Origin of the sequence: Dryocola clanedunensis, assembly GCF_038405435.1 — a bacterium.
Classification (GTDB): domain Bacteria; phylum Pseudomonadota; class Gammaproteobacteria; order Enterobacterales; family Enterobacteriaceae; genus Dryocola; species Dryocola clanedunensis_A.
Genome location: NZ_JBBYHZ010000004.1, coordinates 347281 through 367342 on the forward strand (window position 1 = coordinate 347281; position 20062 = coordinate 367342).

Annotated in this window: 18 protein-coding genes; 5 read left to right on the forward strand and 13 right to left on the reverse strand. The window is 56.2% G+C overall.

The genetic code is table 11. The features are described 5' to 3' along the window. Positions 1-27 precede the first annotated feature (27 nt). A complete protein-coding gene (locus tag AAE045_RS12190; protein WP_455547952.1) occupies positions 28-1239 on the reverse strand; it encodes a serine hydrolase domain-containing protein in 1212 nt (403 codons plus the stop codon). 42 nt (positions 1240-1281) lie between these two features. Then, positions 1282-1587 carry a hypothetical protein gene (locus tag AAE045_RS12195; protein ID WP_455547953.1) on the reverse strand — a complete coding sequence of 102 codons (306 nt, stop codon included), beginning with the start codon at positions 1585-1587 and terminating at the stop codon, positions 1282-1284. 618 nt (positions 1588-2205) lie between these two features. Between AAE045_RS12195 and AAE045_RS12200 the strand changes: the two genes are divergently transcribed. The 3 genes from AAE045_RS12200 (at position 2206) to AAE045_RS12210 (ending at position 4783) form a co-directional block, all read left to right on the forward strand. Then, positions 2206-3117 (forward strand): LysR family transcriptional regulator, encoded by a 912-nt coding sequence (locus tag AAE045_RS12200; protein WP_455547954.1) that lies wholly within the window; start codon positions 2206-2208, stop codon positions 3115-3117. Between the two features lie 33 nt (positions 3118-3150). Then, the gene (locus AAE045_RS12205) at positions 3151-4026 is read left to right on the forward strand and encodes a LysR family transcriptional regulator (protein WP_455547955.1); all 876 of its coding nucleotides are present in this window, start codon (positions 3151-3153) and stop codon (positions 4024-4026) included. Positions 4027-4228: 202 nt separating this feature from the next. After that, complete coding sequence (locus tag AAE045_RS12210; protein WP_455547956.1) at positions 4229-4783, forward strand: hypothetical protein; 555 nt, start codon at positions 4229-4231, stop codon at positions 4781-4783. A 157-nt stretch (positions 4784-4940) separates the two neighbouring features. On the opposite strand, the gene gsiD is transcribed toward AAE045_RS12210, so the two are convergent. The 5 genes from gsiD to iaaA all read right to left on the reverse strand — a co-directional run bounded on the left by gsiD (position 4941) and on the right by iaaA (position 11265). Continuing rightward, positions 4941-5852 (reverse strand): glutathione ABC transporter permease GsiD, encoded by a 912-nt coding sequence (gene gsiD / locus AAE045_RS12215; protein WP_455547957.1) that lies wholly within the window; start codon positions 5850-5852, stop codon positions 4941-4943. 2 nt (positions 5853-5854) lie between these two features. After that, positions 5855-6775: a glutathione ABC transporter permease GsiC gene (gene gsiC, locus AAE045_RS12220; protein WP_455547958.1), complete on the reverse strand. Its 921-nt coding sequence runs from the start codon at positions 6773-6775 to the stop codon at positions 5855-5857. A 100-nt stretch (positions 6776-6875) separates the two neighbouring features. Further along, positions 6876-8414, reverse strand: a complete 1539-nt coding sequence (gene gsiB, locus AAE045_RS12225; protein WP_455547959.1) for a glutathione ABC transporter substrate-binding protein GsiB — start codon at positions 8412-8414, stop codon at positions 6876-6878. 23 nt (positions 8415-8437) lie between these two features. Beyond that, entirely contained in the window at positions 8438-10312 is a 1875-nt protein-coding gene (gsiA, locus tag AAE045_RS12230; protein ID WP_455547960.1) for a glutathione ABC transporter ATP-binding protein GsiA, read from the reverse strand. Then, complete coding sequence (gene iaaA / locus AAE045_RS12235; RefSeq protein WP_455547961.1) at positions 10312-11265, reverse strand: beta-aspartyl-peptidase; 954 nt, start codon at positions 11263-11265, stop codon at positions 10312-10314. Before iaaA ends, gsiA begins: the two co-directional genes overlap by 1 nt. A 214-nt stretch (positions 11266-11479) precedes the next feature. On the opposite strand from iaaA, the gene moeA reads away from it, so the two are divergent. Both moeA and moeB read left to right on the forward strand, forming a co-directional pair. Further along, entirely contained in the window at positions 11480-12712 is a 1233-nt protein-coding gene (gene moeA, locus AAE045_RS12240; protein WP_455547962.1) for a molybdopterin molybdotransferase MoeA, read from the forward strand. A 2-nt stretch (positions 12713-12714) separates the two neighbouring features. After that, on the forward strand, positions 12715-13476 hold the full coding sequence (moeB, locus tag AAE045_RS12245) for a molybdopterin-synthase adenylyltransferase MoeB (RefSeq protein ID WP_455547963.1): 762 nt from the start codon (positions 12715-12717) through the stop codon (positions 13474-13476). Between the two features lie 64 nt (positions 13477-13540). Here the strand turns inward: moeB and AAE045_RS12250 are convergent, their stop codons facing one another. From AAE045_RS12250 to AAE045_RS12275, 6 genes are all read right to left on the reverse strand, one after another. Further along, positions 13541-14209, reverse strand: coding sequence for a LuxR C-terminal-related transcriptional regulator (locus tag AAE045_RS12250; protein WP_455547964.1), 669 nt, complete (start codon positions 14207-14209; stop codon positions 13541-13543). A 51-nt stretch (positions 14210-14260) separates the two neighbouring features. After that, positions 14261-14899, reverse strand: a complete 639-nt coding sequence (locus AAE045_RS12255; protein ID WP_455547965.1) for a LuxR C-terminal-related transcriptional regulator — start codon at positions 14897-14899, stop codon at positions 14261-14263. Between the two features lie 123 nt (positions 14900-15022). Continuing rightward, positions 15023-15559, reverse strand: a complete 537-nt coding sequence (locus tag AAE045_RS12260; RefSeq protein ID WP_455547966.1) for a fimbrial protein — start codon at positions 15557-15559, stop codon at positions 15023-15025. Positions 15560-15614: 55 nt separating this feature from the next. Then, the gene (locus AAE045_RS12265) at positions 15615-16646 is read right to left on the reverse strand and encodes a fimbrial protein (RefSeq protein ID WP_455547967.1); all 1032 of its coding nucleotides are present in this window, start codon (positions 16644-16646) and stop codon (positions 15615-15617) included. A gap of 10 nt (positions 16647-16656) precedes the next feature. Further along, on the reverse strand, positions 16657-19221 hold the full coding sequence (locus AAE045_RS12270; protein WP_455547968.1) for a fimbria/pilus outer membrane usher protein: 2565 nt from the start codon (positions 19219-19221) through the stop codon (positions 16657-16659). Positions 19222-19321: 100 nt separating this feature from the next. Next, positions 19322-19993, reverse strand: coding sequence for a fimbrial biogenesis chaperone (locus AAE045_RS12275; RefSeq protein ID WP_455547969.1), 672 nt, complete (start codon positions 19991-19993; stop codon positions 19322-19324). Positions 19994-20062: the final 69 nt, after the last annotated feature.

Consider the following 20062-nt stretch of genomic DNA (forward strand, 5'->3'; position numbering starts at 1 on the left):
TACAGAGGGGAAAACGGTTCGTATCGATCAGGCCGCAGAAGCTTTGGCGCAGGTTGCAACGGCGTTTTGCTCACGCCACATCTGGCGTAGCACGCTGTGGCCAAGGTTGTTCTGCCAGGTAAAGCTGTTCTGCAGGACGACGACGGCAAAATGGTGCTTCCGGTCGATGCCGATATAGCTCGAGTAGCCGCCGATATAGCCAACCTGGTAGGTGATGGTCTGCTCATCAAAGGTGTCGCTGACCCAGGCGATATTCGCCGCCTCTTTCCTGCGCGGATAGTAAACCCGCAGGCTGTCGGCCATCGCCTTATCAAGCACGGCGTTGCCGCTGCCGTTGAGATGCGCGGCGGCAAAGGTCAGCAGCTCGGCGGTACTGGTATACAGTCCGCCAGCCCCCAGCATGTTGCCGGTAAACTGCCAGTCGGGCACAACCTGGCCGGTGGGAATGAACTTAGGCTGGCTGCCCGCGTGGCCGATTGCCCGCAGCGGATAGGCTTTTAAGGTTTGCGGCGTGAAGCTGGTGTTTTGCAGGCCCAGAGGCTTAAACAGCAGATTGTCGGCGAGCTTGTCCGCACGCTGGCCGGTCTGGTACTTCAGCACGTAGTCCAGCACCGCGTAGCCGAGGTTGGAGTAGCGTGGCTCGCTGCCGGATGGCTTAGAGAACGTCGCCAGATCGTCAATCACGCGATCGCTGTCCAGGTGCGGATAGAAGTTTTCGCCGCTGCCAAGATAGCGAACGAAAGCGGCCAGCATCGGCAGATCCATGGTCTGGCGCGGCAGGCCGGAGGTGTGGGTCACGAGCTGCAGCAGGGTTATCCGCTTTGCATCGTCACTGAGCGGCGTCCCCGGCGGCAACAGCCTTTCCAGCGTGTCCGACCAGCGAAGACGCCCCTGGGCTACCAGCACCGCCGTGGTTTCTGCGGTCATGCCTTTACTAAGCGAGCCGACGGCGAACAGCGTATCCTGATTCACCGGATACTGATGCTCAGCGTCTGTTACCCCGAAATGCCAGTAGTGGCGCTGGTTGTGGGCATCAATAACCCCCACGGACATGCCCGGAGAGCGGAGATCGACCATTTTGGGCAGCCACTCGTTGATGTCGCGAGGTGCCGGATCGCCGCAGGCGCGCTGAGCCAGCTGGGGGACTTCCACCTCCGGAGCAACGTTCGAGAGCGTACCGCAGCCCGTCAGCAGGCCGCTGAATGTCACAATCAGCAGCGCCCCAGGCTTTACAGCCACAAATTTTTTCACGCGCGGTGGCTCATCGTCGGGCTCTTAGATTTAATTGGCTGCAACACAGGGTTTGGCACTCAGATCGATAAGCAGCGTCCGCTCATTGCCGGTTTTTTTCACGGCAAGATTGCTGCTGTGGTAGCGGTACAGCGCCTGGCCGCCGCTCATGTTCTGATAGGAGTAACGGCGCCCGTTATACCAGGCGTAATCGCCATCCAGCGCCAGCTTTTCGCCGCCGCAGACAAATTTCTGCGCGGTGTCCGGCGGCGTATTCAGCGGCGTGGGGATGACGTTACAGGCAGACAGCAACAGCGAGCCGGCGAAAAGGCCGGTTAAAGCTAAAATCTTGCGCATTTCAGCGTCCTTTTAAAAATTCGTTAACGGCGGTGGGCCTGACGGCTGTGATAATAAAGCGTACCGCCGCGCCGAGCAAAATAAGAGATGTCGCAAAGCCACAGAAAAGGATGAAAGAGCGGGCCCCTGCGTGGCTAACTGGCCTTTACGTGCCGCTTTATGAGCGGAAAAAATCACGCTAATGCCCAGCCAGCAGCACCATTCCTAAGATAAATAAATGCTTCTTTTTTTTGTTTTTGACATTAAGAGCTAAAACCTAATACAAAGGTCAGCCTAAATTCACCAGCCGGGAAATATTAATCCCTCTCACCTATCGCAACACAGCATGAATGCTTAATTCAATATTCAGCAAGTTTATATTTAAACAATTTAAACTCACCGCTGAAGGGATTTAATTTCAAAGGGTTACTCCGGCGCTTGCCGGTAATAACCCGCCACTGGCTGAGGCTTTACGATCAAATCATTGTTTTTTCAACTGAAGATCGTTACATTTTAATCCCTTGAGTGCTTCACCTGTAAATTCGCCAGATTGATAAACGTCCAGCCCACTTTTCAAGTTATTATTTATTAAATAGCGAGTAGATATTGTAAACATCACAAGCGTGTAAAAATATAACTATGCATAATAATATTGATTTATCTCTGTTGAAAGTAATCAGTACCCTCGTTAGCTGCGGCAGCGTGACTAAAACCGCCGAAATATTAAATGTTTCACCAGGCGCAATCAGCTATTCATTAAATAAAGCTCGTTTCCAGACTGGTGCCCATCTGTTTATTCGTACGCGCACCGGGATGAAGCCTGACTCGACGGCGCTGGAATTAAGCCTGCGCTATCAAAAATTCAATTCCAGCCTCACGGAAAAGAGAGAGGCGGAACCAGGCTACCAGCGCGATGCGTTAACGTTCAATACCTGGTCCCTGCTTGAGCTGATGCTGGCCTCCACCGATTCGCTGGCCGATGACGAGCCCTCGCCCTGGCGCCATGTTTTTCGTCCGTATGTCGAAAGCGTAGCGGAAAGAGTGAGGATCCTGCGCGAGGGGGAAATAGATATTGATATTGGTTCGAAGCTGCCAGCCGATGCAATGATAGGAAAAACAAAGTTATTCACTTCCAAAGTCGCGATTGTCGCGGGCGCGAATAACCGTCATGCCGGTACGGCCTTTACCCTTGATGACTGGTACAACAACCAGCATGCCGTCTGGTCGGTGATGGTGGATTATTATACAACCGGCATTACCCAGACCAGCGCGGCGCTCAAACACTTTAACGCGCGGAAAATCTCGGTCGTTTCAGGAAGCATTATCAATATGCTAACTTTTTGCGCCGCAACGGACTGTATTATGATTGTACCGGCTTATTGCGTGCCCATCCTTGAGAAAAATTTCCAGCTGCGAAGCTTCACAATGCCAAAAGAAATCGAAGCCTGGTACGACTGTTTTGTACATTTTAATACGCAGCTGATAAATGAGCCTGCGGCTATTGAATACCTGAATAAACTGATCGGCAAAGTTAATGCTTTATATGGTTAAGCCGTACATCTTATGCATTTTAAGAGAGAGAAAATGGAAGAGCTGAATATTAAGCAGTTAGCGATTATTAATGCGGTCATAGAATGCCAAAGCGCAGCGCTTGCCGCTCAGAAGCTCAATATTTCTCCCTCTGCCATCAGCTATACGCTCAATCAGGCACGGAAATTTACTGGCCAACAGCTATTCACCCGAACGGCAAAAGGATTGAAGGCTAATCCGGAAGTTTACGCCTTACAGAAAAAATACCAGCAGATCTCTTCCCTGAACTCTTCGCGCAGCGATTTTATTATTACCACCTATTCCCCTATCGAAATGATTCTCTCTCAGCATCTTTATAAGATGATGGGGCAAACGGAGACCACTTCCCTGCGCTTTATTACCATGGACAGCAATGAAGACAACCGGCTGATAAAGCTCAAGCACCGGGAGGTGGATATCGATATCGGCGGCAGGTTACCCGATGATAAATCTATTGTCTGCGCCCGCTACCTGCACAGTGACGTCCGCGTTCTGGTCAATAAAGCTCACCCGACCATCGGCAACAGCTTCTCGCTGGACGACTGGCAGCAGAATCAGCATTTGCGCTGGCGCCGGGATGTGGGCAGCATTGCCGATATGGTGGACGGGCTAAAGTCCTCTGCATCGCTAATGGCGAGCCGCGTCACGGCCTATGAGAGCGCAAACCTTCTGACGCTGGCGGCCATTTGCTCCCGCAGCCCTCATATCATGCTGATGCCGGAGATATTCATTCCGTCGCTGCAGAAGATATTCCCGGTAAAACACTTCAGGCTGCCGGATAGCCACTCGTTAACCTTTGATTGCCATCTTCATTATCACCGTTCTATGGCAGCCAGTATTAGCCAGCTGGCGATTTTCGATGCTTTTCATCAGGGTAGAGCTAATATTTAGCTCTACCCACATCAATTATAACCGCAATGCTAATTCTTTAAATTTAACTTTCAAAATATCAGCGGGCGCTCAGGGTTTACCTGTTCCCCTATACACTATAAGGTTAAACCTAATTAGCGATAGCCAACGTGATTACGCTAAATTGCGCCCAATAATGAATAACGCAAAGAATACTTACTTTTTGTAATACAAGGTTTACTCTATGAAATTTGACGTCATCAGTGATAATTACTTCTACTGCGAAGGAATAAAATCATCCCAGAACCAGGTCCATTATGTTCTTGATCGTGACGATGTTAATCTTTTCTTCTCAAGTTTTACCCACACAAATTACCTGATTATTGCCCTGAGAAACATGCACTTACGCGGCATAGTTATTGAATACTGCCGGGCAAACCAGGCAAAATATGTCGTACTGCTGGAAGACATGATTAAAAACGACTGGTTTGAAATCGATAACGTCATCTATTTTTCAATGGACAGCTCTCAGCAGCATATTCGTAAAATAATCACCTCCCCGATTATGAGCAAGGGTGATAAACTCACGCAGCGCGAACTGGATATTCTGCCCCACGTTCATTTAAATAATACGACAATGGCTTCGATGCTTAACCTGTCGCAAAAAACCGCCAGCGGCTACAAAATTATTCTCAAACGTAAGCTTAAAATGAAAGCTTTTAACTCATTAGCCCTGACGCGAATGAAGAATGCCATCATGTGTACCGACACCGAAGGCCAGCGCTATTTAGTTTCTTAATCCATCGCGGTTAAACAGCAAACGCTTAGCATTATTATCACCAGAAAATTCGATCCTGTTCGCTGAAACAGGGAGCCAATCTCCTGAAATGAGGCCAATGCTAAGCGTTTCATTGGTGACCCCGCCCCTCCCCGATACGGACCGAGGGGCGACGCCTTCATCCCTTGATTTTCGGATCCAGCGCGTCCCGCAGCCCATCCCCCAGCAGATTAAACGCCAGCACCGTCAGGAAAATTGCCAGGCTCGGGAAAATAGCCACGTGCGGGGACATCACCATATCCGCCCGCGCTTCGTTAAGCATTGCTCCCCACTCAGGCGTAGGGGGCTGCGCGCCCAGACCGAGAAACGACAGGCTCGCCGCTGAGATTATCGACGTGCCGATGCGCATCGTAAAATAGACTACGATGGATGACACCGTGCCCGGCAAAATGTGGCGGAAGATAATGGTCCAGTCAGACGCGCCGATGCTGCGTGCCGACTCGATAAACGTCTGGTGTTTCAGCACCAGCGTATTTCCGCGCACCAGACGGGCGAAAGCCGGAATGCTAAATATCGCCACGGCGATAATCACGTTCGCCATGCCGCTGCCCATGATTGCCACCACGGCAATCGCCAGCAGAATACCGGGGAAGGCAAAGAGCACGTCGCAGATGCGCATAATGACCCTGTCCCACCAGCCTTCGTAGTACCCCGCCAGCAGGCCAAAGAAAGTGCCGATAACCGCGCCGATTAAAACAGAGAACACTCCCGCCGCCAGCGATATCTGCGCCCCCACCAGCACGCGGCTGAAAATATCCCGCCCCAGCGAATCCACGCCGAACCAGTGCAGCATCGACGGGCCGTCGTTAAGCCTGTCGTAATCGAAGTAGTTTTCCGCATCGAACGGGGCGACCCAGGGGGCAATCAGGGCAACAGCGATCAGCAGCATAACGAAAATGCCTGCGATCACCGCCACCGGCTGCCTGCGCAGCCGCCGCAGAAACTCATGCCACGGCGTGCGTACCCTGTCGGGCCGCACAAGCGGCAGCGCATTAAGCACGGCCTGACGTCGCCAGTTAAATAGTCGCATCCTTACTTGTACCTGATTGCAGGGTTAATGGCCGCGTAGAGCAGATCCACTACCAGATTGATAACAATGAACTCCAGCGAAAAGAGCAGCACTTCCGCCTGGATTACCGGGTAATCACGCATTTCCACAGAGTCCACCAGCAGGCGCCCCAGCCCCGGCCAGTTGAACACTTTTTCGACTACGATAGAGCCGCCGAGCAGAAAACCAAACTGGAGGCCCATCATGGTGACCACCGGGATCATCGCGTTGCGCAGGCCATGTTTGATCACCACCAGCGTTTCGCTCACCCCTTTGGCGCGGGCGGTACGCATGTAATCTTCCTGCAGCACGTCAACAAAGGACGCGCGCGTGAAGCGGGCCATTACCGCAGCCACCGCGGCGCCCAGGGTAACGGAGGGTAAAATATAGTGCTGCCAGGTGTCGGCCCCAACCGTGGGCAGCCAGCCCAGCTCGACGGAAAAGACCTGCATCAGCAGCATCCCCAGCGCAAACGCCGGGAAAGAGATCCCCGACACGGCGATGGTCATGCTCAGCCTGTCCGGCCAGCGGTTGCGCCAGACGGCGGAGACAATGCCGGTAAACAGCCCAAAAATGACCGCCCACACCATGCTGGTCAGCGTCAGCCAAAGCGTCGGCATAAAGCGGCTGGCAATCTCCTCGGAAACCGGGCGGTGCGATACCATCGAGGTGCCGAAATCGCCCTTCAGCACGCTGCAGATAAAGTGCAGAAACTGCTGCCAGAGCGGAAGATCCAGGCCCAGCTGTTTACGCACCAGCTCAATGACCTGAGCATCCGCCTCCGGCCCGGCAATAATCCGTGCAGGGTCGCCCGGCAGCATGTGGACAAACAGAAACACCAGCACCGCCACGATTAGCAGCGTAGGAATGAGACCCAGCAGGCGCTTAAGGAAATAGTTAAACAAGGAAGCTCCGTTCACGTAGGGCAGGTAGCGCAACCGCTACCTGCCGTATTCCCGGTGGATGACGCATGTGCTTATCCACCCTACAACACCAGCTTCGATGCTATTTCAAATCCGCATCGTCAAAGCTGAACCCGGTATCCGGCATCACGTAGAAACCGGTCAGGTTCTTGCTGTGGGCAGAAACCAGTTTTTCCACCACCAGCGGCACCCACGGGGACTCTTTCCAGATGGTATCCTGGGCGTCCTTGTAGAGCTTCGCCTTCTCGTCGCGGTTGGTGGTTTTCAGCGCGTCCGTCAGATCTTTATCTACCTGCGGATTGCTGTAGAACGCGGTGTTGAACAGCGTTGGCGGCCAGTTCTGCGAGGCAAACAGCGGCGACAGCGCCCAGTCCGCTTCGCCGGTGGAGGCCGTCCAGCCGGTGTAGAACATTCTTACGCCGCTTTCGGCCTGCCCTTTGCCTTCCACTTCGGCGGAGCGCTGTCCGGCATCCATCGCCGTCACTTTTACCTTGATGCCCACCTGCGCCAGCTGCTGCTGGGTAAACTGGAGAACCTTCTGCGCGGTGCTGTGGTTGTGGGAGGACCAGAGCGTCGTTTCGAATCCGTTCGGGAAGCCCGCTTCCTTCAGCAGCGCCTTCGCCTTAGCCGGATCGTACGGCCACGGCTGGTATTTTTCTGAGAAGTCGATGGACGGCGGCACCACGCCCTGCGCCGGGGTCGCATAGCCCGCAAAGGCCACCTTCACCAGTGCCTGACGGTTGATGGCGTAGTTAATCGCCTCGCGCACCTTCGGATTATCAAACGGCTTCTGCGTCACGTTCATGCTGATATAGCGCTGCATGATGGACGGTGAGGCAACCAGATCCAGCTTGTCGTTTTTCTCCAGGCGCGCGGCCTGCTCGTAAGGGATCGGGAAGGCAAACTGCGCTTCACCGGTTTGCAGCATTGCCGCGCGGGTATTGTTGTCCACCACCGGACGCCAGGTGATGGTGTCCAGCAGCGGCCGCCCCTGCTTCCAGTAGCCGGTAAATTTCTTCACCTTCACAAAATCCGTCTGGTTCCAGGTATCAAGCTGGAACGGGCCGGTCCCCACCGGGTGGAAACCAATATCTTTGCCGTATTTTTTCAGCGCCGCAGGGGAGATCATCGCCGTCGCCGGGTGGGCAAGGATATTGATAAACGCCGAGAACGGCTGTTTTAAGGTAATTTTTACCGTCGTCGCATCTACCGCTTCAGTTTTCGCAATGGCTTTATAGAGGTTGTAGCGCTTAAGGTGGTTTTCCGGGTCGCTTGCGCGGTCGAGGTTTACCTTCACCGCTTCGGCGTTAAAGTCCGTGCCGTCCTGGAACTTCACGTCGGGACGCAGTTTGATGGTGTACACCAGCCCGTCGTCAGACACTTTATAGCTCTCCGCCAGCACGTTTTGCAGCTTCATGTCTTTATCGAGGCCAAACAGCCCCTGATAAAACGACTTCGCCACCGCCTGGGAGAGCGTGTCGTTGGCGTCGTAAGGATCGAGCGTAGTGAAGTTGGAGGCAACCGCTACCACGACATCCTTGGCGGCAAACGCCGGTGCGGCGAAGACGGAGGACGCAAGGCCCGCCGCCAGCAGCCATTTAGTATGCACGTTCAGTTTCATTGTTATTCTCCTGTTGTCCCTGCCTAAATACGGTTATCGCTGCTGCCTATCGGGTGGCGGGCGACAAAATGCCCCGGCCCTACGGCAACCAGCGGTGCGACGAGCGGTTCATCCCCGATGCTGCGCGTGTTGCTCGGGATCTCGTCGGAAAGCAAAACGGGGTTCGGCCGACGGTGCGCCGGATCCGCAACCGGCACGGCCGCCATCAGCCTGCGGGTATACGGGTGCTGCGGGTTTTCAAACACCTGGCGACGCGGGCCAATTTCGACGATCTGCCCCAGATACATCACTGCCACGCGGTGGCAGATCCTCTCCACCACCGCCATGTCGTGGGAGATAAACAGAAAAGCGATGCCAAACTCGCGCTGTAAATCGAGCAGCAAATTAATTATTTGCGCGCGGATAGAGACGTCCAGCGCCGACACCGACTCATCTGCAATCACCACCTTTGGATTTAGCGCCAGCGCCCTCGCGATACAGATACGCTGCCGCTGCCCGCCGGAAAACTCGTGCGGGTAGCGCCACGCGTGCTCGGGCAGTAACCCCACCCGCTCCAGCAGCCACGCCACTCGCTTCTCCGCCTCCGCTTTTGGCATGACGTTATGGACCAGCAAGGGCTCCATGATGGAGTAGCCCACCGTCAGGCGCGGGTCGAGCGAGGCGTAGGGATCCTGGAAGATAAACTGAATGTCCCTGCGGACGTGCTGCATCTGCGCGTTGGGCAGATTATCAATGCGCTGGCCGTTGAAGCTGATGCTTCCGCCCTGGTTTTCAACCAGCCGCAGCAGGGAGCGGCCGGTAGTGGATTTACCGCTGCCGGATTCGCCCACCAGCCCCAGCGTTTCGCCGGGCCACAGGTCGAAGCTCACCTTTTCTACCGCGTGGACCTGCTTCGTCACGCGGTTCAGAATGCCGCTGCGGATATCAAAGCGGGTGGTAAGATCCCGGACTTCAAGAACGGGGCCAGCCCCTTCGGGAATGGTGTTCTGCTCGGTTTCCGGCTCATGCTTTTCTGGATCGTTCGGATTCAGAAGGGGGAATTTGCGCGGCAGATCCGAGCCTTTCATGGAGCCCAGGCGCGGCACGGCGGAGAGCAGCGCTTTGGTGTAGGGATGAACGGGCGCACGAAATATTTGCTCAACGCTGCCGGTTTCCACCGCTTCCCCGCGATACATCACCAGCACGCGGTCGGCGATGTCCGCCACCACGCCCATATCGTGGGTGATAAAAATTACCCCCATCTGCATTTCATCCTGCAGCACGCGGATGAGCTGGAGGATCTGCGCCTGAATGGTGACGTCCAGCGCCGTTGTCGGCTCATCGGCAATCAGCACCGCCGGGCGGCACGAGAGCGCCATGGCGATCATCACCCGCTGGCGCATCCCGCCGGAGAGCTGATGCGGATAGCGGCCCAGAATGGCCTTCGCCTCGGGGATGCGCACGCGCTCCAGCATCCGCTGGGCCTCAAGCAGCGCCGCGCCCTTATCCAGGCCCTGGTGCAGACGGATAGATTCAGCGATTTGCTCGCCCACCGGGAACACCGGGTTGAGGGAGGTCATCGGCTCCTGAAATATCATCGCGATATCCGCGCCGCGCACGTCGCGCATCTGGGCGTTGCTCAGCTCGTTGGGTTTAATGACCTGTTTATTGCGGCGGCGCAGAAGGAAAGCTTCGCTGTCCACCAGCCCCCCGGACTGCTCCAGCAGGCGCATCAGCGCCAGCGCGGTCACCGACTTCCCGGAGCCGGACTCACCGACGATAGCCAGCGTTTCCCCTCGTTTAAGATCGAAAGAGAGGTTACGCACCGCATCGGTGTACGCCTTCTCCTGGCGAAAACGGATGTTCAGGCCGCTGATGGAGAGCACCCGATCCTCAGGCAGTTCATGGCTGTGCGGCATCAGCACTCCCGATCACGATAAATACCCACGCTCGGCGCGTCGCCCGCATAACCGTAGCCGCGATACATTCCTTCGCTGTTAAACGGCAGCGCCACGTTGCCTTCGCTGTCGATGGCAATGACCCCGCCTTCGCCCTCCAGCGCCGGAAGCTTCTCCATCACCACGCGTTCGGTGGCCTGGTGCAGGCTCAGCCCGCCGTATTCCATTAGCGCGGCGATGTCGTAGGCGGCAAGCGTGCGCATAAAGACTTCGCCCGTCCCGGTGCAGGAGACGGCGACGTTGGCGTTGTTGGCGTAGCAGCCCGCGCCGATAATCGGCGAATCGCCCACCCGGCCGGGCTGTTTATTCGTCATGCCGCCGGTAGAGGTAGCGGCGGCAAGGTTACCGAATTTATCCAGCGCGACTGCGCCGACGGTGCCGAATTTCTGGTCTGGATCGAGAGGCTCACCGCCGGAGTGATCCAGCACGGTTTGCTGATTATCCCGCGCGCGCTGGAGCTGTTCCCAGCGTTCCGGGGTAGAAAAGATGTCCGGTGAAACGGCTTCAAACCCCTGCTGCTGCGCAAAGGCTTCTGCGCCCTCGCCGATTAACAGCACGTGCGGGCTGTGCTCCAGCACCTTCCGGGCGGCAAGAATGGGGTTGCGGATGTGGCTGACGCCCGCGACGGCTCCGGCGTTCAGCGTATTGCCGTCCATGACGCAGGCATCCAGCTCGTGGGTGCCCGTGTGGGTAAATACCGCACCGATCCCCGCGTTGAACAACGGGTTCTCTTCCAGCAGGCGTACCGCCTCGGTGACCGCGTCCAGCGCGCTGCCGTCGGCTTCAAGAATCGCCTGGCCCGCTTCGATAATGTCCGACAATGCCCGGATGTACTGCTGCTCTTTCTCAACGCTCAGCTGCGAGCGCGTGATGGCACCTGCTCCGCCGTGGATGGCGATTACCGCTTTGTTCATAACGACATAGCCTTGTCATAGTTATCAGGGGCTGCGTTTTTTCTATAAATATCAGAATCGTTGCGAATTCCTCATACGATTTTTGAATATAGAAAGATGTAAAAGTGTTGTAAAGAAAATTGACCTCTCGCCGCACCCCGAATGGAACGTTCAGTCGCTGAGCTTTATCTGCCATAATATGCCCCTCACTTTGCCCCCGCCGCAGGAGTTTTTCATGGAATTTACCGCCGGGCTGATCCCCCTTGAAGCCGCGATGGAGCAGATGCTTTCGCGCATCGTGCCTGTCACCGAAACCCAGACCGTCCCTTTATTACAGGCTAACGGGCGCATTACGGCGCACCCTGTCACGTCGCCAATTGACGTCCCTGGCTTTGATAACTCCGCGATGGACGGCTACGCGGTGCGCATGACCGATATCGCCGTGGGCGGCGCGCTGCCGGTTGCCGGAAAAGCTTTCGCCGGGCAGCCGTTTACCGGCGAGTGGCCGGAGGGAACCTGCATAAGAATTATGACCGGAGCCCCGGTGCCAGCGGGCGCACAGGCGGTGGTGATGCAGGAAGAGACGGAAGTCACCGAAAGCGGCGTGCGCATTAACGCAGCCGTCACCAACGGCCAGAACATTCGTCTGCGCGGCGAAGATATTCGTCGGGATGGCAGCGTGCTGCCTGCAGGAAAGAAACTGACCGCCGCCGAGCTGCCGCTTATCGCCTCGCTGGGCATCCCGGAAGTCGAAGTCGTGCGCAAAGTTCGCGCTGCGGTATTCTCCACCGGCGATGAGCTGCAGCTGCCGGGCCAGCCGCTGGGCGAAGGGCAAATCTACGATACCAACCGCCTTGCGGTGCACCTGATGCTCGAGCAGCTGGGCTGCGAAGTTATCGATTTAGGGATTATTAAGGATGATCCTGAAGCCCTGCGTGCCGCTTTTATCGAGGCGGACAGCCAGGCGGATGTGGTGATCAGCAGCGGCGGCGTCTCCGTCGGTGAAGCCGATTACACCAAACAGCTGCTCGAAGAGCTGGGTGAAGTTGGCTTCTGGAAGCTGGCGATCAAGCCAGGTAAGCCTTTCGCCTTTGGGCGTCTGCAAAACAGCTGGTTCTGCGGCCTGCCGGGCAACCCCGTCTCTGCTGCCCTCACCTTCTATCAGCTGGTGCAGCCGCTGCTGGCTAAGCTCAGCGGCCAGCAGGGGAATGCGCTGCCTCCGCGCCAGCGCGCCCGCACCGTCGGCCGCCTGAAAAAAGCGCCGGGTCGTCTGGATTTCCAGCGCGGCATTATGCGCCGGGCCGAAGACGGCCAGCTGGAAGTGCTCAGCACCGGCCATCAGGGATCGCATATCTTCAGCTCATTCAGCCAGGCGAACTGCTTTATCGTGCTTGAACGCGAGCGCGGCAGCGTGGAAGCCGGTGACTGGGTGGAGATCGAGCCGTTTAACGCGCTGTTCGGAGGCTGACCGTGGCAGAAGAGCTCAGCGACGGCGAAATGCTGCGCTACAACCGGCAGATTATTCTGCGCGGCTTCGACTTTGACGGGCAGGAAGCGCTGAAGGCAGCCCGCGTGCTGGTCGTCGGCCTCGGCGGCCTGGGCTGCGCCGCCGCGCAGTATCTTGCGGCGGCAGGCGTGGGCCATCTCACGCTGCTGGATTTCGACACCGTGGCGCTGTCCAATCTGCAACGTCAGACCCTGCACAGCGATGCGACCATCGGAAAGCCAAAGGTGGAGTCCGCCCGCGACGCGTTGACGGTTATCAACCCTCACGTTTCGCTTGCGGTTATCAACGCCCTGCTCGATGAGCAACGGCTGGCGGATGAAGTTGTCCGCCACGACCTGGTGCTGGACTGCACGGATAACGTGGCTATTCGCAATCAGCTGAACCACTGCTGTTTTCACGCGAAGAAGCCGCTGGTCAGCGGCGCCGCTATCCGCATGGAAGGGCAAATCAGCGTCTTTACCTATCAGGAAAACGAACCCTGCTACCGCTGCCTGAGCCGCCTGTTCGGCGAAAATGCGCTGACCTGCGTCGAGGCGGGCGTGATGTCCCCGCTGGTGGGCGTGATAGGTTCGCTGCAGGCAATGGAAGCGATAAAGCTGCTGACGAACTACGGCACGCCCGCGAGTGGAAAAATAGTGATGTACGACGCCATGACCTGCCAGTTCCGCGAGATGAAGCTGGCGCGGAGTGCGCAGTGCGAGGTTTGCGGCTCTCGCTCATCGTAAAGCCCGCGCTATGCACTCTTCGCAGGTTTGTCATTACGGCCTGCGAAGAGTAGCAATACACCTCTTATCCTTTTGCAAAACGCTGGACGAACCTGGAGCGCAGCGAAAACAGCTCGCTGTCGCTGTGCACGTGAAGTTTTCGCATCGCGTTGCATTTGTGGGCGCTGATGGTCTTCACGCTACGGTGCTTGCGCTCCGCTATCTGGCTTAGGCTCAACCCGCTGAACAGGTAGCTCAGCACGTCGTTTTCGCTGCGCGTCAGCGGGCTTGCGCTGCTTCCACCGCTAATCGTATTGCAGGCCAGGGCTGAGCCGATGGCGGGGCTCAGCACTCTCTCCCCCTTGATGACCCTTTTGATGAACTCCCGCACCATAGACAAATCGTCGCTGCGGGCAATCATGCTGATATTTTTCAGCATGAGTAATTTGTGAAGCACTTCGTTCTCTTTGCAAAGGGTATAGACAATGATTTTCTGGTGGGGGAAGGACTGGCACAGCGCGTAGAGGTTTTTACAACCCTGCTCTACCGTCTCCTTCTGGCCGTTCAGCTCGCTTATCAGCAGGTCGACCGGCTGATAGTGGAAGCGCTCGCGGGCCTTTTCAAGGCTGGTGTCCTGGGTGATCTGAATGTCACCGCATTCCAGCTCGCTAACCAGGCTGGCCAGCCCTTCGAGCGCCAGAGGACAGCGATCCATCAGGGCGATGGTCAGGGGGTGTTGGGTTAATGGCTGCATAAAGTTCTCCTTCTTTAAACGCTTATTCATCCTGAAGATGCGCACTGCCAGCTAGCAGGAAAGCGCGGGGTCCGTATTGATAAGCCACTTTCCCTGAATAAACAGTTCGCCATCGTTACGAAAGCCGAGCTTTTGCATGACATTACGCTTGTGCGTGCTGACGGTTCGCACGTCCCTGTGCAATACCTGGGCTACGCTGGTGACGCTCTTACCGGAAAAGAGCAGGCACAGTACATCCAGCTCCCGCAAGGTGAGCGGCTTAAGGCAAGGCTGCGCCTGTTCAAGGATGCTGCGGACTTTGAAGCTGTAACCTTTGCGGCCCGACAGGACGGTTCGTACAGACTGCGCCAGAGCGTTAGCGGGCTCCTGTTTTAATAAGATCCCCCTTACCTCCGCCGCGCTCAGCAGCTGCAGCAGCTGCGGCTCCTCCATCCCGGTACAGATCACCAGCCGACAGCGAGGCCACTTGTACTGCCAGAGCGTAATAAGCTTCAGCCCGTCCAGAACGGACTCTCCCTCCCCACAAAGCTCCATGATCAGAATTCGGGGCTGGTAGATATGCATAACGGAGCTGAGCTTCGCTAAGCTGTTTACCTCAATAATCTGCCCTGTAAACGCGCACTGCTGCTCCAGCACCTTACGCATCCCCCGGGCGGTTATCGCGCAGGGTTCCATAATTATGGCTTTCATGTCACTGCACCCGTTGCCCTGGCCGGTCGCCGGGTGAGAAGAGTTCGTTTGCATCATTTATCTCTGAATCCCTGTGAGAAAGATGATCGTGCCCGGTCAGTTTCGCCTGAGGGGGCTTAGCTGTTATATGTAGGTGAAGGACACCACGACGCGGCCAAGAATCGATCCCGGCGTTGCGCCCCCCTGGGAGCTATAGGCACGCACCCGCAGCGGGAACGTTGCTTCATGCGTCGTCGCGTTGACCGGCTGTACCAGCGTTGTCCCGTTCCCCTGGTTATTCCCCGCGCTGTCCTGAAGCTCAATCTGCACGCGAGACGCCGTACCCGTGCTTTTATAGAGCGTGGCGCTCTCCTCTGCCACCGTGCCGCTGAAGGCCGCACTGACCTGTTGCGTGGTCGTCGGGCAATTACTCATCGGGATATTAAACTGCACCCAGCCGCTGGCGCTGGAAGGTGCTGCCAGGCTTGTGGCCTCAATATTGTCGCCAAGATTGACGGAGATGCCGCTGCCGCCGTTATCACTAACGGTGCAGGGAGAAGCTTTTATTGTGCCAGTAATATTTAACGCGGTATCAGCCAGGGCGGGCTGTATTGTGCCCCCCCCTACGGTAAGCCCCAGCATAAGCGCGCTGTTGATTAAAAATGACTTATTCTTCTGCATGATGATTTCCTTATTTTTCCCATCAGGATTTAAAAATTTTTCCGTTTTGGTATGGCTACTGAATTTCCGCGCGAATAGTCGCCCGGGCGTTAAATGTGCCCGTATGCGGCGTATGGCCGGTGGTGTTAATCGGATAAAGACCCATCTGAGTGGAACCGCTTTGCGTGGTGTAATCGAAATTGACGGGAAGATTTCCGCTGACCGGCGTAATTCCGTTGCCCGCAGCATCCTCTATCCTGACGGCAATATCGTCATTGTCGGTTTTCAGGGCAGTGGGGTCGTTAAGGTCCGGCGTGCCCTGGAACGAAAGCGATATTTTTACGCCGTCGGAGATATTGGTGCACGCCAGGGTTAGCTGCCTGGTGACTTTAGCGAAGTTATCCGGCATTGCGCCTTTGCGGGTAAAGCTCCCGGACAGAATATCGCCAAAGTCCACCGTGACCGGCTGCGGGTTAATGTCACATTTCTGCGGCACAATCACCGTCCCGCTCATGGTTACGGTTGATACCGGCCTCGTGCTGGTGACGCCGCTTGTGGATGAGAGGTAGACATCCAGTATTTTGGTGCTGGGAATAACGTTCTTACCAACGAAAGGCCGACGGAAATAAAGGCTAATTTTACCCCTGGCTCCGCTGAGAAAAGGCTGTGAAAAACAGGACGACAGGGGGTAGTTAAGGTTGCTGATATTCCTGAAAGGTGTCGCAACGTATTTCTGAAGCTCGCCGTGGATCCACACCATGCTGCCAACGGCAAGATAATCGTTGAGCACGAAATAGTTCATCGTACCGTCATTGTGATCGAGCGTTGGCAGCGCCGAGAGTGCGGTCGCGTAGGCAGCCGTCATCGAGGTGCATTCACAGGTCACGGAATAGACTGACTGCATATTCCAGTTGTTTCCCGCTGCATCTGGAATCACTTTGCCGGTCGTATTCTGACTCGGCTCCGTCATGGTAGAGACAAACGAGAAAGCATAGGACTTGGTCCCGGAATCGGCGACGCACTGGCCCGGCGCCGCCTGCGCCTGCCAAACAAGGCCGAGCGATAATATCAGGCCAGCACGTCTGGCCAGGTAACTTAACGTCTTCATAAAAATCCTTTTATAAACATTGGCCGCTGAGGGTTCTGACGCCGGAGGTATTTTTCATCCCCGCCAGGCTGTAGCTCATCTCGCACTGCTGGGATGCCTGTTTTCCCCAGGTAGCCAGCAAACGCCCGCTCTCGGCAAGCCCGGTCATGTAGACCTGGCCCTCATCTCCGACAAATCCGGCGCTGTTATCCGGATGCGCTGGATCGGTAACCGTAGTGCCGAAAGGCACGGGCTGCCCGTCCTTTTTAATCAGCGTCAGCAGGACACGCATACCGATATTCGTTTTGTATTCGGCCCGCACAACGGCACCGCGCCGAGGGATCACCGTCTGGCTGTTCAGGGTGAGATCGAGATCCTCGCCAAGCGTGGTGGTATCCAGTGCGATAAGGTTCCGGCGATAAGAAGAGAGATAGGGCACCACGGCGTAGCCCCGACCGTCGGTATCGACGCCGGTCTGGTTTAGCACCCGTACTCCTTTAGCGCCGGGGGCTTTCACAAGCGCTACCGTTTCGCCTAAGGGTTGCGACAGAGTCAGCCCATTTTCATGAAGCAATACCCCGCCCTGAATGCCGTAGTTCAGGCGCTGCATGTTACGGTCGTAGCCGTATCCCACGTTGACTTCACCCAGCCCGCCGCGATAGTCCGCGCTGGCATACCCGTTTGCCCCCTGCCCCTGGCTGGTATAGCCCTGGCTGATGCTGTAGCTCAGATTGTCGTTCTCAAGCGCCGTGCCGTTCAGGCCGACATTGTTGCTGGTGGCCCCCTGCTGGCTGCTGGTCATGTTGTAGGTGGCGTAGCTGTTCGGTAAAAAGTTACCGAGCGGAATGCTGATATTAAAAGAGACAACGTGGTCGGTGGCGCTGGTGCGGTCACCGTTGCTGTCATAACCGTTTTTGCTGTAGGTGTAGTTCAGCCCGTAGCTGATGCCTTCCCAGCTGTTGTTGTAGCCCAGGCTACTGGAGAAATTACGTTGATTATCATTCCAGTAGTTCTCGCTGATTAAGCTTAACGAGAGCGCCCCGGCGTTGCGCCACAGTGACTGGCTTAACGTCAGCTCCCCCCGATTCTTTTTATGCACCTGATTGCTCATCGAGGTAGTCCAGCTGTCGGTGTAGGTTTCCAGCGCTTCTTCCAGGCTGTAGTACCCTTTTGTGGAGTAGCGGTAGTTCGCCACGCTAAAGCTGGTGCCGGTGTCGACGAAGTTTTTGCCGTAACGAATACGCCAGGACTGCCCGCTTTCTTTCTCTTCATACTGCGGCCGGGTCCAGGCCTGCGTAACGTCGGCCGAGAGCGCGCCTATCCGCCCCAGGTTCTGTCCCCAGCCTAAAGAGACGGATTGATATTTGCTTGCGGCCTGCACGCCGCCGTACAGGGTGGCCCCCCACGGCAAACCGTAGATGCCCGTCGCCTGGCTAAAAGGCGTTTTATTGACGTCATGATTCCACGAGCGGTATTGCCCGCTGGTCACGCTGTATTTAAAGCGCCCCTCCCGTTGCAGCACGGGGACGGAGGCAAAGGGCACGGTCAGATTCTGCTCGCTGCCGTCGGCCTCTTTGATATTGACGTTAAGATCGCCGCTGCCGGAGGTGGGATAAAGATCGGTAATTTCAAACGCGCCGGGCGGCACGTAGCTTTGATAAATCACATAGCCATTCTGGCGGATGGTGACCTGCGCATTGCTTTTAGCAATGCCGCGCACCACCGGCGAGTAGCCCTTCATGCTGTCCGGCAGCATTTCGTCATCCGAGGCAAGCTGGCCGCCACGAAATGGAACGCTGTCGAAAACGTCGCTCGGGGTTGTACTGTCTCCAAGGGTAAGCTGGCTTTTAAGCGTCACGATATCCCGCTGAAGCCAGGTATTAATGGAGTTCCAGCTGGTCTCGCCCTGGGTATTACGACTCCAGGTAGAGTAGTTCCGCAGCCGCCATGCACCCAGGTTCGCGCCGGAGCGAAGGTTAAGGTAATACGCGTCGCTGTCCTCGCTGTCGCCTTTTCGTGCCCAGTTGCTGGCGCCGCTGAAGTTATAATTCGCCAGCAAAACCGGGATGCCCGCATCCCATTTGTCCGGAGAAACATAATCTCGCGCTTTCTGATCGAGCGCGATTTGCGGGATGCTGATATCCAGCCGCTGCTGGCTGAAATGAAACGACCAGTACGCCTGCGGAATAGCCTGAGACAGGTCCACACAAGTTTCGGAAGCCTTGATTACCGGGAAAGCGTCAACACGCACGCCGAGCGAGGCCAGCAGGTCGCGGCTCAGGCAGGGCTGTAGCTCTGGCTTATCCTCCGTGGATTTTTGCAGTTGAAAATCCATGTCGCGCGTTTCAACCATTTCCCCATTCAGGTAGAGATCGACGCGGTAAATCCCCGGCGCCTGCCCGCTCCCCTCATCAAAAATGGTCAGGTCTGCCCCACGCAGAGCGGGGTTCTCTATTTCAAGAAACGCCGGATCAAAAAACTTGCGGGCAACGGCCGGACTGGTCAACCCTATGAGCAAGGCAATCTGACATGAAATCATGCAGGCTAGCGGCCTGGGGGCACATTTGCGCTTGCTGCGCGGCATTACGCTCTTCATCCATCTCACTCCCTTCTTCAGCCAGCGCCGCAGGCGGCGATGGCTGACAACTTTCCCTGAGCAATGTGCTCTTACCCTGCTGTAATACTCAGCCGGGTCGTTAAAGCGTGGCGTTCAGTACAGGGCTGGCTCCCCCGTAATCATTAATAATCTGCCAGCTAAGCATTCCGCCGCTCGCGGCGGGCAGCGTGAGGGTTGTGCTGGAAAAAGGGGCGACCATTCCCGTTTCTTTTAGCTCGACGCCGTTAAGTTTCACGTTGAAAAACGTCAGGTAGTAAGGCGAGGAGTTACTGACCTGCAGGCTTTTGCCGGACCGCTGCCATTTCAGTTTTGCCGCAGCCTCGGTGACGCCGCCCTCCAGCCCCGCGGGCCGGTAAAACAGCTTGATGCGGGTTTTTACCGCGATCTGCAGCGTGTTCTCTTTCGCTTCCGTCGAGGGAATAGATTTAATATTTATCCAGAACAGGGACTCTTTATCGCCGGGCAGGTTTGCATTAGTTGCAATGACTCGCAGGATATTGTCCTGCCCACCGTCCAGCCGAAAAATTGGCGGAGTGATAATAAACGGCGCCTTGCCGCTGCTCCCTTCGGGCATATCAACCCAGGACTGAATGAGAAAAGGGTTTTTATCCGGATTGCTGAGGGTCAGCGAAGACTCTTTTTTATTCCCGTCATAAACCAGCCGCGTGCCGCCGATCACGACGCCAGCCTGCGCGCCAGCAAGCGTTGTCAGACAGATCGTCATCAGCAGGAATTTTTGCCAAATATTCATTGTTGTTGCTTACCCGTTAAGCCCGTAGGAAAGAACCAAAGAGAGCAGTCGCCCTCTTTGGTTCGTCTG